This window comes from Halomonas sp. AOP43-D1-4 (genome assembly GCF_052446175.1).
In the GTDB taxonomy this organism is placed as follows: domain Bacteria; phylum Pseudomonadota; class Gammaproteobacteria; order Pseudomonadales; family Halomonadaceae; genus Vreelandella; species Vreelandella citrativorans.
The window spans coordinates 271,032-288,457 of the sequence record NZ_JBQSVY010000003.1 but is presented as its reverse complement, the minus strand read 5'-3'; the positions used below and the strand labels follow the sequence as shown (position 1 = coordinate 288,457).

The following is a 17,426-nucleotide window of genomic DNA, read 5'->3' as shown; positions in this document are numbered from 1 at the left end:
TTCGTCGTGTGGATCAGGGCTATCAGATTTTGTTACCCTATTACGCTTGGCGATAAATAAAAGTGAACAGGCTAAGCCTATGAATCAACAATACCGTCAGGATGCGATTGTCGAGCTGGTTCGTCAGCACGGTTATATGAGCATTGAGCAACTGACTGATCATTTCGCAGTAACGCCTCAAACGATTCGGCGCGATCTCAATACGTTGGCGAATGAGGGCCGAGTGAGGCGGGTGCATGGTGGCGTGGGAATTGAGTCAAGCACCGTTAATACGGCCTACAGCACACGTAAAACACTCCATCTTGAAGAGAAAGAGCGTATTGCTCATTGTCTGGCGCAGCATATTCCTAATCACTCATCGCTGTTTATCAATATTGGTACCAGCAATGAAATCATTGCCCAGGCATTGCTGGAGCATCAAGGGTTGGAAGTGATCACCAACAACCTGAACGTTGCCGCTATTTTGCAGCATAAAGAAGACTTTAACGTCATCATTGCGGGTGGCCAGGTGCGCTCTCGGGATGGCGGCATCATCGGTGAAGCCACCATCGACTTTATTAATCAGTTTAAGGTCGACTACGGCATTATTGGTATTAGCGGTATTGATGAAGATGGCTCTTTGCTGGAGTTCGATTACCAGGAAGTACGTGTGGCCCAAGCGATCATTGCTAATTCGCGACGCGTGTATCTAGCCGCGGATTACTCTAAGTTCCATCGCAACCCTGTGGTACGCCAGGGGAATCTTTCCCAGCTGGATGCGTTGTTCACTGACCGTAAGCCTCCCGAGTCTATCCAGCAGTTGCTAACCCAATATGATGTGGCGCTCTATATCGCCTAAACGGGCCAAGGCTGCTTTGTAGAGGTATTTTCGTACTTGAGCATCAATAAGGCTTAGCGTAGCCTTATTCATAATAAAGCGAAAATATTCACCTCAAAGCGAACATCTAATGTCCCGTTATCTACTTTCTATTGATCAAGGTACCACCAGCTCCCGTGCCATCTTGTTTAACCGACAAGGGGAAATTGCGGCCGTTGCCCAGCAAGAGTTTACCCAGCACTTTCCCCGTGATGGCTGGATTGAGCATGATCCTGAAGATATTTGGGAATCAGTAGTTGCGACCTGTAAAGAAGTGCTGGTGAAGGCCAGTATTTCTGCAGGTCAAGTGGCGGGTGTGGGTATTACCAATCAGCGCGAAACCACGCTGCTGTGGGACCGCGCAACAGGTAAGCCACTTTATAACGCGATCGTATGGCAGGATCGGCGAACGTCTGATACCTGCCAAACGCTGCGTGAAGCTGGGCATACTGATAGCGTTCAAGCAAAAACCGGCCTGTTAATTGATCCCTATTTTTCGGCGACGAAACTGGCATGGTTGCTTGAGAACGTGGAGGGTGCCCGTGAACGTGCTGAACGTGCTGAGCGTGGCGAGCTGGCATTTGGCACCGTAGATAGCTTTCTGATTTGGCAGCTGACAAACGGTAAGCAGCATGTCACCGATGCCACCAATGCCTCACGCACGGCGCTCTTTAACATACACACCCAGCAATGGGATGAGGATTTGCTGGCGCTGTTCAACATACCTGCCAACCTGCTGCCCAGTGTGAAAGACTCCAGCGATGATTTTGGCATGATGGAGGCAGAGTGGTTAGGGGCTGAGCTACCGATTGCTGGTGTGGCGGGCGATCAGCAGGCAGCGCTAGTAGGGCAGGCATGCTTTACGCCAGGTATGGGTAAAAGCACCTACGGCACCGGCTGCTTTATGATTGTAAACACCGGTGACACGCCCGCGCTTTCGCGTAATCGCTTGCTGACCACCATCGGCTATCGGCTTAACGGTAAGCCTACCTATGCGCTGGAAGGCAGTATTTTTGTCGCAGGTGCAACCGTACAGTGGCTGCGGGATGGCTTGAACCTGTTTGCGGATGCGGCTGAAACTGAGGCGCTTGCCAAGGAGACCCGACTGGGCCATAGCGTCTATTTGGTACCTGCCTTTACGGGGCTTGGGGCGCCGCACTGGGACCCTAAAGCGCGGGGAGCAATCTTTGGCCTGACACGGGACACCGGTATTGCAGAAATCGTTGCGGCAGGCTTGCAGGCAGTCTGTTATCAAACTCGCGATTTACAGCACTGCATGAACGACGATATGGACGCCACACCAAGCAAACTGCGTGTGGATGGCGGCATGGTTAAAAACAGCTGGCTGATGCAGTTTTTGTCCGACATGCTGGATGTTGAGGTGGATCGTCCCACTATTTTAGAAACTACTGCACTGGGAGCAGCGTACCTGGCAGGCTTACGCTTAGGCTGGTATGACTCTTTGGAAGAAATTGAACAGCTCTGGGACTGTGAAAAGAGCTTTATGCCGACCATGGAGGATGCGTCTCGCGAGCAGCTGTACCAAGGCTGGCTGGATGCCGTGTCGCGCGTACGTTCCGGCGAATAAGGCCATCACGTAGCCATCGTAAGGTGGCTGCGTGCACTTCTTGATTCTCTTCTTGTTGTAAGCTTTTAACACGTTTAACCCTGGGTGGCGGCCAATGTAGTCAAGCTACAACGGGGCGTGCGTCCAATGATGCATTGTTGGCTGATCGTTCATGAACCATAGTCAGGGCATGGGATGGAGTGATGCCTCGTTACCCCGACACATCGCACTATACCTTGCCATATAACCTTTGTGCGTGCATACAGCAGGCGCTAAAGAGCGAAGATTTTATCTGTTTGTTTGACCGTTCGCAGTCACCGAACCAGGTGCTTATCCGACCTGGCATGAGTAGCAATGCCACCATACGTATAGGGCGGCTGGCTTTGCCAACGAAAGCCCTTTGTGAGACCGGTAACGGATGACCATACCATGAGGTACTGAATATGAACTGTATTGAACTAAGCCAACAAGCTAACCAGATTGCCAGTACATTTAGCAAGCAGGACCTGGCTAAACTGGTACTTGCGCTTAAAGATAGCCCGAGATCGCTTCAATGTGCCGTGGAAGTGATCGATACGCTCGATAGTCGGTCTGGCTGTACGCTGGATGAAGCCTGGGATGAAGTGTTGGCAGGCGACTCGCAGCTACAGGTTGCCAACGAGGAGTAAGGCGTTAAACGCTTAGAAGCCTTGGTGGTGGATGTACACAAAGCTCCCTTAAAAATTTTAAGGGAGCTTTTTTAGCACGATAATTGGGTTATGTCCGTTTGATTATGTCCGTTTGGTTATGTGCTTTTAGCAAGCACTAGGCGTCTGCCATTGCTTGTTGAATTGCCTCGCCAGAATTATTTTCGAAGTAGGCATTAAATCGTTCATCGGCCTGGTCACCGAAAAGCATCCAGCAAGCCTCTTTAAGCCCTTCAGAGTGGCGTAGCTGCTCATGACGCACCACAAGCGATATTTTGGCCCGGCGGCGCAGGAAATCTTCCAGTTCAGTGATCATTTCATAATCGCGGGCGTGTTCAAGCTCAACGCGAATATATTCGGTACCTTCAATAAGCAAGGCGGCCTGGTCATGGTCTGCTTCGATTTTTTCAAGCATCGCAAACGCTTTATCCGCGTAGCGGCGCCACAGGCGTTTTGTAAGTAGCTCTGAAGAGGTGCTGGGCGTCATCGCATCAAGGCCGATACGCTCGGCCTGAGCCATAAATTGCTGTTTAACAGAATCAGCAGGTTCGCCGTACCACTGGAACCTGGGGTTGGTTAACGTCACGCCTAGCTGGGTTACCGCATCCGCAATTTCATCGCCGACGTTTAAGCAGTCGGTGAGCTTGCCACCAAAGATACTGATATGTGCCGTATCGTCATGTGTATCAATAATGTGCTTGCGTGAAAGCTGCAGGAAGTCACGGTCACTGCCTTGGTTGGCCTCGACGGCCAAGGGGCGTACGCCACAGCGTGTTGAAATAATATCGTCAGGTGTCAGGGGCTTCTCAAGCGTTAAGCGCTTGTTAATGTTCTCCAGCACGAAGCTTACGTCTTCATCGGTCACTACCGCATCAGGGTGGTCCATGTGCGTATCGGTAGTGCCGATACAGGTACGGTTGCCCATGGGGATAACAAAGAAAAGCCGCCCATCATCAGCAAAAAACGCCAGTACACGCTTTGACTCTGTTAACTGCGGCACGATTAAGTGGATGCCCTTTGAGTAAAGGTGCTGGTGCGATGTCTGCTGGTTGGTCAGCTTGTTGTGATGATCTACCCACGGGCCAGCCGCGTTAATCAATACCTTGGCTCGTATCTCAAACGTGCTGCCATCCATGGTGTTGCGGGCTTTCGTTACCCAGACACCATCTTTGCGCTCAGCACCCAGCGACTCCACATAGTTGGCGGCTGTCGCACCGAAATCGAGCGCGTGGCGGATAAAATTAAACACAAACCGAGCATCATTGTCGTGCAGGTAGGCATCCGAATACTCAAAGCCGCCCACCGATGTATCGACATTAATGATCGACTCTTCTTGCTTGATATTTTTTGGCGAAAGCAGGCGGGGCGTTTTGGTAAAACCATTACCCATTAACCAGTAAAGCCAGGTGCCTGCCCACAGATAGCGAGGGGAGTGGCGAAACCCTTTGGTAATCGTGGTGAGAAAGCGTATTTCCTCAACCGTGGAAGGGTAACTCTTGATCAGATGATTGCGGCTTTTACAGAGTTTACGCACCAGGCCAAAGTCATTGCTTTCCATATACTTGATGCCCCCCCACACCAGGTTGGAGGAGTGCATGCTGGTGCTGCCTGCAAAGTCGCCACGATCAATCAAGGCGACTTTGGCACCTTTGCCTGCCAGTGCCGCCGCGCTGGCTGCGCCATTAATACCGCCACCAATTACCAGCGCGTCAAAGGTGGCACTTGTCAATTGACTAACGTTTTGTTCACGCAGGGTCATGATAGCCTCATTAATGGGAAATTAGGTTTGATAACCAAAGCAAAACACAGTTATTTTCATTTATGAAGAATATGTGATCGTTTGCGATCTTTCAAGTTTGAAAACGAACATTGAGCGCCTATAAAAAAACCGGCTCCATCGTGGAGCCGGCTTATGGCAATCCTGTTGCCAGGATGTGTTATTCGACGTGGGCTTCCTCAGGATTAATTGGCGCTGCCTGCGTAGCATTATGGTTAATGAGCGTGCTTTTATTCTTTGCAAACGCATCGTAGGCAAAGTCATCGACCGTTAGCATCTCCAGCACGTTCTTTTCGAATTCGCGCATAAAGATCGTTTCTTCTTCACTAAGCAGGCCTTTCTCAAACGCTACCTCAACCCGAGCTTCAGGGTGAAGGGCCGTTTGAGGCAGCTCACCTTTGGCGTAGGCTTTGTTAACCGTGCGATAAATGGCTTCAGCACGGTCATAATCAACCAACAGTGCGTTGTAGCGCGCCAATGGGTTGGGTTGTTCGCCGTCGTCGGTATCCCAGGTGTTGGAAAGCAGTTTGGTACGCAACGCAGTGTGGGTGGAAACCCGTTTAGCAATGTCGCGTGCCAAATCGTCATGGGGTTTATCCCAACGGCGGCCGGTTGGCATTACCACGGCGTTAAGCACACGGCCGAGTGCCCGATTAGGCAAGTTGTCGAAAATCTCCACAAAGGCTTGTTCTGCACGATGCAGCAGGAAACGGCAGCTGTAGTGAAGCAGGGCGTCTTCGCCTTCCACTTTGTCACCTGCTTGCCACTGTTTGAGCACCATGGATGCGAGATACAGGTTAGAGAGCACATCACCCAAACGGGCAGAGAGCATTTCGCGTTTTTTCAGCGCGGAACCCAGGCTTGCCATGGCGGCATCCGCACATAGCCCAAAGCCTGCCGAGAGGCGGGCAATATCTTGCGCATAAGCCGCGGCTGGCCCGTCAAACGGCACGCGTTCTTTGCCAAACCCTAGCCCCATGGTGAACGCACGTGCGGCGTTACCAAAAATCAGGCCCGCATGGCTGAAGAAGGCTTTATCAAACGCGTTGATGTCGTTGGCATCCTTGGCGGCCAGCTCTTCCAGCACGTAGGGGTGACAGCGGATCGCCCCTTGACCAAAGATCATCAGGTTGCGCGTCATGATGTTGGCGCCTTCAACGGTAATCGCTACCGGGTTGGCGCTATAGCCAATACCTAAGTAGTTACGTGGGCCCAATGTGACCGCTTTACCGCCATGCACATCCATCGCATCGCTTAACAAATCACGTTGAAACTCGGTCAGTTGGCTCTTCAAAATCGCTGAAGGAACCGCCGGTTTCTCACCATGATCAATCAGGTTAGCCGTTTGATAAACGGTTGCCTGGGAGATATAAGCCATCGCTGCCATACGTGCCAGCGGTTCTTGAACGCCTTCCATTTCGGCGACAGGCACGTTGAACTGACGACGAACACGCGTAAAGCCACCGCTCCAGCCCAGTGCGTAGCGGGCGGTGCCGGTCGCGCCGGAGGGCAGCGTGATACAACGACCAATCGATAGGCACTCAACCAGCATGCGCCAGCCTTGGCCAATCATCTCCTGCCCGCCGATGATGGTATCCAGCGGGACAAAGACATCCACGCCTTTAATCGGGCCGTTCATGAACGGGCTGCCGATGGGGTGATGGCGGCGGCCAATGTCCATGCCTTTCGTATCGCGAGGAATGAGCGCTAAGGTAATGCCTCGGTCTTCTTCGTCGCCCAGCAGCTTTTCAGGGTCGAATAAACGGAAGGCTAAACCTACAACCGTGGCAATGGGAGCCAGCGTGATCCAGCGTTTTTCAAACGTCAGGCGCAGGCCCAGCGTCTCTTTTCCATTAATAATCTCTTTACACACTACGCCAGTATCAGGCAATGACGTTGCGTCAGAGCCCGCCCGCGGGCCTGTTAGGCCGAAGCAGGGGATTTCGCGGCCATCGGCCAAACGGGGCAGGTAGTGGTCTTTCTGTTCCTCAGTACCGTATTTAAGCAGCAGCTCGCCCGGGCCGAGGGAGTTGGGCACCCCAACGGTCACCATTAACGTTTCGTTAGCGGAGAGTTTTTGCAGTGCCATGGATTGGGCTTTTGCTGAGAAACCCAGGCCACCGTACTCCTTGGGAATAATCATCCCAAAGAAGCCTTCTTTTTTCAGGTAGTCCCATAACTGCTGGGGCAGGTCGGCACGCTCTTGAGCAATGTCCCATGCGTTACACATGCCAGCCGCTTTAGCGCACTGGTTATCAAGAAAAGCCTGTTCATCTTCGCGCAGGCCTTCATCCTTGTAAGCCAGCAGCTTATTCCACTGTGGCTTACCGGAGAAAAGCTCCCCGTCCCAGGAAACGCTACCGGCTTCTAGCGCCGTGCGCTCGGTGGCGGAGACCTTTGGCGCGACCTTTTTGAAAATTTTAAAAATCCGCGGTGTCAGCCACTGTTTGCGCACTGCTTCAAGGCCCGTCACAGCAACGACCAGAGCAGCGATTAGCAGCAATACGCCTATAACGGCGGCGTCAAAGAGTAGGCCAACAAGCCCTAATATACCCAACAGTGTCAGGGCTGCTGGGGCGCCTGCTTCGCGGCGCATAATAATCAGCAGGCCAACCACGGCCAGGATAATCAGTAGTAGGGTGAGCATAGAACGTCTCCATGTATTATTAGGCACTGTCCAGTTCTGGTCTACATGCGCTTGGCTCAGAACGTTGATGTCTGATCCATCAATGCAGCCTTGCCGTCGTGTGTAACGCTTGAAGTGATGATTAGAACGCAAGCCATAGGCATTCGAACAGATGTTTGAATATTGGCAGACGTACGCTATCCCGCGCAAGTCGTTACGTCTTTTTATCCTGCTTATTAATAGTAGCTTAGTAAAAAAAAGCCACGGCAGTTAGCCGTGGCGCTTGGATGAACGGGGATTCACGTGTGAAAACGCCATTCACCCATGTTGGGCAGGCGCGCCGTTAGCTACAAAATAGGTAACTTGCGCGCGAGGCAGCGGTTCGTGTCCACGAATGTGGTCGGCAATCTTTTCGGCCAGCATGATGGTTGGTGCATTCAGGTTGCCGGTAGGAATTAGAGGGAACAGTGAGGCGTCAACCACCCTTAAACCTTCTACGCCATGAACGCGACCCTGGCCATCTGTCACGGCCAGCGTATCGTCTCCCATACGGCAACTGCCACAGGGGTGATACGCCGTTTCCGCGTTTGCCTTAATAAACTGATCCAGCGCTTCATCGCTTTGTACATCAGGCCCTGGGGAAATTTCACGGCCTCGGTACTTATCGAATGCGGGTTGTTCGATAATGTTGCGCGTTAAGCGAATGGCATCACGGAACTCTTCCCAATCTTTTTCATGCGACATGTAGTTGAACAAAATACTGGGTGCCGCGTGCGGGTCTTTTGAGGCTAGCCGAATGCGGCCTCGGCTTTTGGAGCGCATCGAGCCCACGTGCGCTTGAAAGCCATGCGCTTGAACCGCGCTTTTGCCATTATAGCTAATCGCGATGGGTAAAAAGTGATACTGCAGGTTGGGCCACTCTTCCTCATCACGGCTGCGAATAAACGCACACGCTTCAAACTGGTTGCTGGCGCCAATACCCGTACCCTTGAGTAGCCACTCAGCGCCTATCATGGGCTGGTTGTACCATTTTAGAGCGGGGTAGAGCGAGATGGGTTCTTTACATGCGTACTGAATGTACATCTCTAAGTGGTCTTGCAGGTTTTCGCCGACACCCGGCAGGGCATGAACGGTCTTGATGCCTAGCGGCTCGAGCACTTCAGGATGGCCGATGCCCGAGCGCTGCAAAATTTGAGGTGACGCAATAGCACCACCACACAGCAGCACTTCCCGCTTGGCGCGGGCGGTCTGCTGTTGCCCTTTGCGCTCGTAGCGCACACCCACAGCGCGCTTGCCGTCAAACTCAATGATGTCGGTAACGGCGTGGGTTTCTATGGTCAGGTTGGTGCGCTGTTTGGCGGTGTCCAAGTAACCCCGGGCGGTAGAGGCGCGTCGCCCCTTGGGCGTAACGAACCGGTCCATGGGGCCAAAGCCTTCTTGCTGATAGCCGTTAACATCATCTGTTTCCGGGTAGCCTGCCTGTTTGCCTGCTTCAATAAAGATGCGATACAGCGGGTTGTTACCGTTTTTGGGAGTAGTGATGCTGACCGGGCCGCTACCACCGTGGTAGTCATTGGCCCCGGTGTCGCGGGTTTCTGACTTTTTAAAGTAGGGTAGGCAGCTTAAGTAATCCCAATCTTCCAAGCCTGGCTGTTGAGCCCAGTTATCGTAATCCAGTGCATTGCCGCGGATATAGCACATGCCATTAATCAACGAAGAACCGCCCAACCCTTTCCCGCGCCCGCACTCCATGCGGCGGCCATCCATATGCGGTTCCGGGTCCGTTTCAAATGCCCAGTTGTAACGCTTTCCCTGAAGTGGAAAGGCGAGGGCTGCTGGCATTTGGGTACGGAAATCAAGCCGGTAATCCGGCCCGCCGGCCTCTAACAAGAGAACGCGGACGTCGCTGTCTTCCGTTAAACGCATAGCCAGCACGCTTCCCGCTGAGCCCGCGCCGATAATAATGTAATCAAATTCATGCGGTTGCGGCATAGTTACACCTTGAGAGAGTAGAATAGCTGGCGTGTTTGCTGTTTCGCTTTAAAACACCGACTCAAAGGGGCCCATCTCGATTTGTACCGACTTGGTTTGGGTATAGTGGTTAAGCGTATCGATACCATTTTCACGGCCAATACCCGACTCTTTATAACCGCCAACCGGCATTTCAGAAGGCGATTCACCCCACGTATTCATCCAGCAAATACCCGCTTCCAACTGATGAATAACGCGATGTGCGCGGTTTAAGCTTTCGCTAAATACGCCGGCTGCCAAGCCATACCGGGTGTCGTTGGCGCGACGAATGACGTCAGCTTCATCATCAAAGGCCAGCACCGACATCACCGGGCCGAAAATTTCTTCCTGCACAATGCGCATATCATCTGTGCAATCGGTAAATACGGTAGGTGCTGCCCAAGCGCCGTTGGCCCAGTCGCCGCTTTTCCACTCATCACCCCCCACCAGCAGGCGGGCGCCTTGCTGTTTACCCAAGGCAATATAGGAAAGCACCTTTGCCTGGTGCTCAAAACTGACCAGAGGACCAAAATTAACGCCAGGGTCCATAGGGTCGCCTGCTTTGATGCGCTTAACACGCTCCACCAGCTTGGCTTCAAATGCGTCTTTCACACTGCGTTCGATAAACACCCGCGTACCGTTGGTGCAAACTTGGCCACTGGAGTAGAAATTGGCCATCATGGCCGCATCGGCGGCGCGGTCCAGGTCCGCATCGGCAAAGATGATCAGCGGTGATTTTCCACCCAGTTCCATCGTGACGTCTTTAAGCGATGAGCTAGCGGCTGCGGCCATCACTTTTTTGCCGGTACCTGCTTCACCGGTAAACGACACTTTGGCAATGCTCGGGTGTGCCGTCAGCATCGCGCCTACGTCGCCATCGCCTTGCACCACGTTGAAAACACCGTCTGGCAGGCCAGCTTCGGTAAATATCTCAGCCAGTTTAATTGCGCTCAGCGGTGTCACTTCACTGGGTTTAAAGACAACGGCATTACCTGCCGCCAGCGCTGGCGCGGCTTTCCAGCAGGCGATTTGAAGGGGGTAGTTCCACGCGCCGATGGCGCCAATGACGCCCAGCGGCTCGCGGCGGGTATACACAAAGGAGCTTTCGCGCAGTGGAATTTGGCTACCTTGAATAGCGGGGGCCAGCCCTGCGAAGTACTCAATCGCATCAGCGCCCGTCACGATGTCGACACTTGCTGTTTCGCTAATCGGCTTACCGGTGTTGCGGGTCTCGAGCGCTGCCAGCTCGTCATTGCGCTCACGCAGCAACGCAACCGCGCGCTGCATAATACGGGCGCGCTCCATGCCGGTCATGGCAGCCCATTCGCGCTGGCCACGCTGGGCCGCTTCAACGGCTGCGTCAACGTCCTGTTGGCTTGCTTGGCCAAGTGTCGCAAGCAGGCTGCCATCAAATGGGTTAGTAACGGTAAAAGTAGTACCTGACGTGGCAGCGACCGGGCGACCATCAATATAGAGAGGCTGTACATCTTGAGCGGACATGTTGATCTCCTTTATAACCTTAATGAGCGGGTGCTGAGTGTTGATATTTGTGATGGGCCAAGAGTTGATCAAGATAGTGGAGCGCTAGATGGCGGGCTTTGTCGGCATCAAGCCCTTCGGGTGTTAATGCACCGCGTAGCCATAAACCATCAATCATGGCGGCCAACCCACGGGCCGCATTGCGTGCCTCAACGTGGGGGAGCACGCGTCGAAACTGACAACATAAATTGGCGTAAAGGCGTCTATCGTTCACATTTTGCAGGCGCTGAAGCATCGGCTTGTGCATGCTGCTGGCCCAAAAGGCAAGCCATGTTTTAGCCGCTGGGCCGGTCACTTGAGTGCGATCGAAGTTGCCTTCGATAATCGCGCTGATGTGCGCTTTAGGTGAGTCATCGTTCAACGCCCTGCGTCGCGCAGAAATAGCGTCACTAAGGTCAGTCAAGATCTGGCGCATAGTGGCTTCAAGAAGGCCATCTTTCCCGCCAAAGTAGTGACTGATGATGCCTGCAGAGACGCCCGCGTGACGGGCAATCCGCATAATGGTTGCTTCTGCCAACCCCACTTCGTCAATGGCCGCCATGGTGGCGTTGATTAACTGCTGGCGGCGTATCGGTTCCATTCCCAGCTTTGGCACAGCTGTCTCCTGATGACGTTGAATGCCTAACTTGAAACATACGGTTAGTCATGATTATCTGTATATCTTAGTAGTTGTTTATTGAACGTTCAATCAATAAACGCTGGTGCATGTTGCTGCGCTTGGCGTTAAAGGAATAAACATGCCCATTTACGTAAAATAGAAGGGGAGTTGTAATGAAACGTGTCCAGGTGGTGGGATTAAGCGCATTGGTGTTGGGGGCTGCTATGCCCATGATGGCCCAAGCCGATGAGTGTTCGCGTGTGCGTTTTGCCGAGGTGGGCTGGACCGATATTACCGCGACGACGGCGTTGGCCAGCGAAGTGCTGGAGGCGCTAGGCTATACGCCAACCGTCGATACGGTGTCAGTGCCGATTGCCTATGCGGGCATGCGTAACAATGATTTTGATGTTTTTCTAGGCAACTGGATGCCCTCTATGGCGTCCATCAGCGACCCGTATATTGAGAGTGGCGATGTTGAGCGGTTAATTGTCAATTTGGAAGGTGCCAAATACACGCTGGCTGTACCGCAATACGTGTACGATGCAGGTGTTACCTCTGTGAATGATTTAGCGGCTCACGCTGATCGATTTAACCATCGCGTGCATGGCATCGAGGCGGGTAACGATGGCAATGAGCTTATCCAGCAAATGATTGATGATAATGCCTACGACCTGGGCGATTGGCAGGTGGTGGATTCCAGTGAAGCTGGCATGCTTTCAGAATTGACAACACGCGTCCCCAATGAAGAGTGGATGGTCTTTCTGGGGTGGGAGCCGCATCCCATGAATACCAACTTTGATATGGCCTACTTATCCGATGCGGATGATTACTTTGGGCCTGATTTGGGTGGCGCCACGGTGCACACCAATACGCGCGCCGGGTTTGTCGAAGCGTGCCCGAACGTGGGTACGTTACTTGGTAATATGACGTTTACGCTGGAAATGGAAAACCAGTTAATGGGCGCCATTATGAATGAGGGTGTCGGCCCTCGCGTTGCCGCCAATCGTTATTTAAAAGAGCACGACGATTTATTAGCCGCGTGGCTTGAGGGTGTGACAACCCGGGATGGTGAGCCTGCACTGCCAGCAGTTCAGGCCGCTCTGTAAATTTGTCATTGTCTCATTGAAAGGTAGGCCTGTTTTCGGCTTGCCTTTTGTTTCGAGAATAGGCATAATCTGCACCCGCTGATGTCGGAAAGGCTACGTAGCTCAGCTGGTTAGAGCACATCACTCATAATGATGGGGTCCCCTGTTCAAATCAGGGCGTAGCCACCAAAATCAGCGCCGCAGTACACGGATATCCAAGTGTATTGCTATGGTGGCCCCTTAGGTCCTCCCGCAACGCTAAACTGCAAACCCCGCCAGGCCCGGAAGGGAGCAACGGTAGTGGTGGCTGCGTGTGCCGGGATGTGGCTTTTGGGGCCGCCTCCATTTCTGTCGTTTCCAGCCTGTTGTGACATAAATTCCAGCCAAAATGACATAATTTGCGGCTTATCGTGACATAACCTGTTTTTGTAGTAATCCTACGAAATGGGGTGTTGTCATGTTTAGCGCAAGCTCCGTCACCCTCGTGTAAAAAACCTCTACAAATTTGCTAGTTTTAAAACAAGCTGTACTCGCATTGTTGAGTCTTCCTTGACGGGTTGTGATCAGCACGCGTGCTATGACTACTGGGAACATGGCGATTAAGCAACTAAGCGAGTAGCGCCTTTATCTTATGCGATGGCATGCATTTTCTTATATCCATCCAAGGCTTTGAAGAACTCAGTAGCGGTGATGCCTAAGGCCAATGTGTGCTTGGGCTCAGGTAGCGAATAAATCATTGGTCTGTTAGCGACAAGCACGTCATTGTGCATGGACTCACGACGACTAGATGAATTGTTTTAGCATTGGCAGCCCCTGCCTGAGAGGTTTCTGCATGAAAGCACCCCAGTTAGAGATAAGCCAGCCTCCTGGCGCGCCACTCAGGTCAACTGACTATTCGTAGCCGTTGTCTCGGTGAGAGGGGTGCTAGAGCATAAGAGTGAGGGGAATCCCCCGGGAGCGCCGGCAGAGGCTAGCTGCCTGGGTGCATTACTTCATGAGAGGCATTGCCAGGTTTTCCTGCATGACGTTTTTCTACATAACAACGCTTCGAGCAGCAAGCCATTTCGCTTTGCAGCCAGTCGTCAGTGCCCAAGCGAGAACAATGATAAATCAATCACTACAATAAGGAGATACAGCGTATGGGCTTATTAAATAAACGGGCCTCGTCGACGTACGACGACAGCGATATGCAGACGGATTATGTTGTAGGGCAGGACAACATCCAGGGAAGTATGGGGCCCATCGGTTTTGACATTCATAACCGCGTCTTTGTCCTGTCCGCACTCGCCTCGTTGATTTTCATTGTGTTGACCCTGATGTTCCCGGCGCAGGCAGGGGAGCTGTTCCAATCTATCGTTGGCTTCTCGACGCGCACGTTGGACTGGTACTTCATGATTCTGGTGGATTTTTTCATTGTCTTCTGTCTGGCGCTGATCGTGCTTCCCCATGGCAAAGTGAGACTAGGCGGCCCGGATGCCCGGCCGGAACACAGCTACCTGTCGTGGTTCGCTTTGTTGTTCACGGCGGGTATCGGGATCGCCTTGCTGTTCTTCAGCGTGCTGGAACCGGTTTATCATGCAAATGTGTCTTCGCCCTTAGGCACTCCTTCGCCCTTTGGTGCCGACGGTGCGCTAAATATGGCCGCGGTTGACGAAGCCTCGGCCATGGGGCTGGCGGGGACGTTTCTACACTGGGGGCTGCACGGCTGGGCCGTATACGCGGTGATGGCGCTTGCCCTGGCGATCTTCAGCTATAACAAGAAACTGCCGTTTTCTATTCGCTCGATCTTCTTTCCTATCCTGGGGGATCGCGTATGGGGCTGGTGGGGGCACTGGATCGATATCCTGGCGGTGTTTTCCACCCTGTTCGGCTTGGCCACGGCACTGGGCCTGGGCGCGCAGCAGGCCAACGCGGGACTGAATTTTGTGTTCGGTATGGCCATCAATACCACGACACAGGTCATCATCATTGCGCTTGTCACTGCGGTGGCGCTGGTATCGGTGTGGCGTGGCCTGGAGGGGGGCGTAAAGCGACTCTCCGAGATCAACATGATCGCGGCCGTGATGTTCTTCTTCTTTGTGCTGTTCGCTGGCCCGACCCTGATGGCGATCAGCGGCATGTGGACGGGAATCACCCATTATGTGACGGAACTCATTCCGCTCTCGGCGCCCTTTGGCCGTGAAGATGACGCTTATCGTCAAGACTGGTCGGTGTTTTACTGGGCGTGGTGGGTCAGCTGGGCGCCTTTTGTCGGAATGTTTGTCGCGCGCGTGTCCAAGGGTCGTACGGTGCGTGAATTTCTGCTCTGCGTGCTGATCGTGCCAAGCCTTTTTATCTTTATCTGGATGGGGGTATTCGGCAGCATTGCACTGGATCAGCTTTATACCAATCCCGCCGCGAGTCTGGTCAAGGAGTACGTGATCGATAGCTACCGTCCCGAACTAGCCCTATTCGGCATGCTCAATGAGCTACCGCTGACGGGTTTGATGTCGAGCCTGGGGATCATTCTGGCGCTCACCTTCTTCGTGACGTCATCGGATTCCGGCTCTCTGGTGATCGATACCATCACCGCCGGCGGCAAGATCGAAGCGCCTCGGCCTCAGCGTATGTTCTGGGCGACGGTAGAGGGGTTGATTGCCATCGTGTTACTGATCGGTGGTGGGTTGTCGGCGCTTCAAGCGGGTGTCACGGCGACGGCTATCCCATTTTCCATCTTGATGCTGCTGATGTGCTACTGCATCATCCGAGCGCTGAACGGCGAGCTGCGCCGCATGCGCAACGGAAAGTGACGTGAAGTCCCTTTGCCGGACGCGATGTCCGCCAAAGAGAAGTTTTACTGTCCCGCACGAAACAAAAACGCCTGTACCCCAACAGGTACGGGCGTCCGCGTTGCTTGTGTAATCCCCCCGAAAACCCGATTCAGCTCAGATGAGGTGAGTCGCCATGAGCTTACTCGCCGCGAGGGTAGCGCTGGGCTTCTTCGACTTCGTTCAGATCCATGTGGTTACGCATGTAACGCTCGCAAGCGTCCTGCAGCGGCTGATAGTCCCACGGATAGTAGTGGCCATTACGCAGGGCTTCGTAGACGATCAGACGCTGTGCCTGGGAGGCGCGCACGTCGGCATCGAAGGCTTTCATGTCCCACTGCTTGTGTACCTTGGCCTGATAGTCGGCTACCACCTCGGCGTAGTCGGGATGCACCGCCAGATTGTACTGCTCCAGCGGGTCGGCCTCCAAGTCGAATAGCTGCGGTGGGTCAATCTCGCAATAGTTGAATTTCCACTTGCCCTCGCGGATGGTCACAATTGGCGAATAACTGGCCTCGGCGGCGTATTCCATGTACACCGGCGCGTCGCGCTTCTCGCCTCTGGTCAAGGGGAGCAGCGACTGGCCATCGGTATAGGGCGCGATCGAGGAAAGGTCGATGCCGACCAGGTCGGCAATGGTGGTATTGATATCGATGATCGATACCGGATCCTCAACGTTGCGCGGTTCGATCCCCGGTGCAGACAGCATCAGCGGTACCCGCGACGAGCCTTCATAGGGACTCATCTTGAACCACAGGCCCTTTTCGCCAAGCATATCGCCGTGATCAGCACAGACCACGATAATCGTGTTGTCGAGCATGCGGGTGCGTTCGAGCACGTCTAGAATGCCGCCGATCTTATCGTCGACATAGGAGATGTTGGCGAAATAGCCCTGGCGAGCGTTGCGCACGTCCTGGGGCTGGATATTGAACTTGGTGTAATCGTTGGCTTCGAAAATTCGCTGGGAGTGCGGATCCAGCTCATCGAAGGGTATGGGCCCTTGCTGGGGCTCAAGATACTCGCAGTCGTTATATAAATCCCAGTATTGGCGACGTGCTACATAGGGGTCGTGCGGGTGAGTGAAACTGACGCACAGCGCCCAAGGCCGCTCGTCGTGACCGCGCGACAGGTCATATAGCCGCTGCTCGGCGTGAAACGCGACTTCGTCGTCGTATTCCATCTGATTGGAAATTTCAGCAACGCCAGCGCCTGTCACCGACCCCAGGTTGTGGTACCACCAGTCGATACGTTCCCCGGGCTTGGTGTAGTCAGGTGTCCAGCCGAAATCAGCCGGGTAGACATCGGTGGTTAAGCGTTTCTCGAAACCGTGGAGCTGATCTGGGCCGACGAAGTGCATCTTTCCTGACAAGCAGGTGGAATAACCTGCGCGACGCAAATGATGCGCCCATGTCGGCACGCTTGAAGGAAATTCCGCTGCGTTGTCATATACCCCGGTGCGGCTCGGCAACTGGCTCGACATGAAGGCGGCCCGCCCCGGTGCGCAAAGATAGCTAGGTGTATAGGCATTGTTGAAATTGACCGAGCGTTTGGCCAGTTTCTTGAGGTTAGGCGCATGCAAGAAATCGGCGGGGCCATCCTTGAACAGTGTACCGTTGAGTTGGTCGGCCATTAACACCAGTACATTAGGTCTAGCCATATAGAAATCTCCCTGGCGAGTATTGTTGATATTCGAAGCTGCCAATAGGCGCGACTTCAATCCCTTACAATGACGTGCCAGGAAGTAGTAAACCAATGATTTATTTGCCCCCTAAGCCCAAACTCACATTGGCCTTAGGTATAAACAACGATTTAGTGGATAGTGTCTGTTACCGCCATTAATTAAGCATGCGGATTAACACTCGGTCTTGCGGTGGA

General features: G+C 53.4%; 11 protein-coding genes, 1 tRNA gene and 1 other RNA gene. 7 read left to right on the top strand and 6 right to left on the bottom strand.

The window, feature by feature from the left end; all coding sequences use genetic code 11:
• Positions 1-79 precede the first annotated feature (79 nt).
• The 3 genes from ACT3RQ_RS04965 to ACT3RQ_RS04955 all read left to right on the top strand — a co-directional run bounded on the left by ACT3RQ_RS04965 (position 80) and on the right by ACT3RQ_RS04955 (position 3,091).
• Positions 80-838, top strand: coding sequence for a DeoR/GlpR family transcriptional regulator (locus tag ACT3RQ_RS04965; RefSeq protein WP_087105625.1), 759 nt, complete (start codon positions 80-82; stop codon positions 836-838).
• Between the two features lie 109 nt (positions 839-947).
• Complete coding sequence (gene glpK, locus ACT3RQ_RS04960; RefSeq protein ID WP_444680084.1) at positions 948-2,444, top strand: glycerol kinase GlpK; 1,497 nt, start codon at positions 948-950, stop codon at positions 2,442-2,444.
• A 422-nt stretch (positions 2,445-2,866) separates the two neighbouring features.
• A complete protein-coding gene (locus tag ACT3RQ_RS04955) occupies positions 2,867-3,091 on the top strand; it encodes a hypothetical protein (protein WP_172116492.1) in 225 nt (74 codons plus the stop codon).
• A 136-nt stretch (positions 3,092-3,227) separates the two neighbouring features.
• Here ACT3RQ_RS04955 and ACT3RQ_RS04950 read toward each other — a convergent pair whose 3' ends face one another.
• The 5 genes from ACT3RQ_RS04950 to betI form a co-directional block, all read right to left on the bottom strand.
• Positions 3,228-4,868 (bottom strand): glycerol-3-phosphate dehydrogenase/oxidase, encoded by a 1,641-nt coding sequence (locus ACT3RQ_RS04950; RefSeq protein ID WP_444639666.1) that lies wholly within the window; start codon positions 4,866-4,868, stop codon positions 3,228-3,230.
• Positions 4,869-5,046: 178 nt separating this feature from the next.
• Positions 5,047-7,533, bottom strand: a complete 2,487-nt coding sequence (locus ACT3RQ_RS04945) for an acyl-CoA dehydrogenase (RefSeq protein ID WP_444639667.1) — start codon at positions 7,531-7,533, stop codon at positions 5,047-5,049.
• Positions 7,534-7,830: 297 nt separating this feature from the next.
• Positions 7,831-9,504: a choline dehydrogenase gene (gene betA / locus ACT3RQ_RS04940; RefSeq protein WP_444680083.1), complete on the bottom strand. Its 1,674-nt coding sequence runs from the start codon at positions 9,502-9,504 to the stop codon at positions 7,831-7,833.
• A 48-nt stretch (positions 9,505-9,552) separates the two neighbouring features.
• Positions 9,553-11,022 (bottom strand): betaine-aldehyde dehydrogenase, encoded by a 1,470-nt coding sequence (gene betB, locus ACT3RQ_RS04935; protein WP_444639669.1) that lies wholly within the window; start codon positions 11,020-11,022, stop codon positions 9,553-9,555.
• A 19-nt stretch (positions 11,023-11,041) separates the two neighbouring features.
• Entirely contained in the window at positions 11,042-11,656 is a 615-nt protein-coding gene (gene betI / locus ACT3RQ_RS04930) for a transcriptional regulator BetI (RefSeq protein WP_193054377.1), read from the bottom strand.
• 176 nt (positions 11,657-11,832) lie between these two features.
• Here betI and ACT3RQ_RS04925 point away from each other — a divergent pair, with 176 nt between their 5' ends.
• The 4 genes from ACT3RQ_RS04925 to ACT3RQ_RS04910 all read left to right on the top strand — a co-directional run bounded on the left by ACT3RQ_RS04925 (position 11,833) and on the right by ACT3RQ_RS04910 (position 15,533).
• Positions 11,833-12,765, top strand: coding sequence for a choline ABC transporter substrate-binding protein (locus tag ACT3RQ_RS04925; protein ID WP_444680082.1), 933 nt, complete (start codon positions 11,833-11,835; stop codon positions 12,763-12,765).
• A gap of 91 nt (positions 12,766-12,856) precedes the next feature.
• Positions 12,857-12,933: transfer RNA gene (locus ACT3RQ_RS04920), tRNA-Met, on the top strand.
• 50 nt (positions 12,934-12,983) lie between these two features.
• Positions 12,984-13,080, top strand: an RNA gene (ffs, locus tag ACT3RQ_RS04915) — signal recognition particle sRNA small type.
• Between the two features lie 803 nt (positions 13,081-13,883).
• A complete protein-coding gene (locus ACT3RQ_RS04910) occupies positions 13,884-15,533 on the top strand; it encodes a BCCT family transporter (protein WP_444630607.1) in 1,650 nt (549 codons plus the stop codon).
• A 160-nt stretch (positions 15,534-15,693) separates the two neighbouring features.
• On the opposite strand, the gene betC is transcribed toward ACT3RQ_RS04910, so the two are convergent.
• A complete protein-coding gene (gene betC / locus ACT3RQ_RS04905; protein WP_444639671.1) occupies positions 15,694-17,208 on the bottom strand; it encodes a choline-sulfatase in 1,515 nt (504 codons plus the stop codon).
• Positions 17,209-17,426 lie beyond the last annotated feature (218 nt).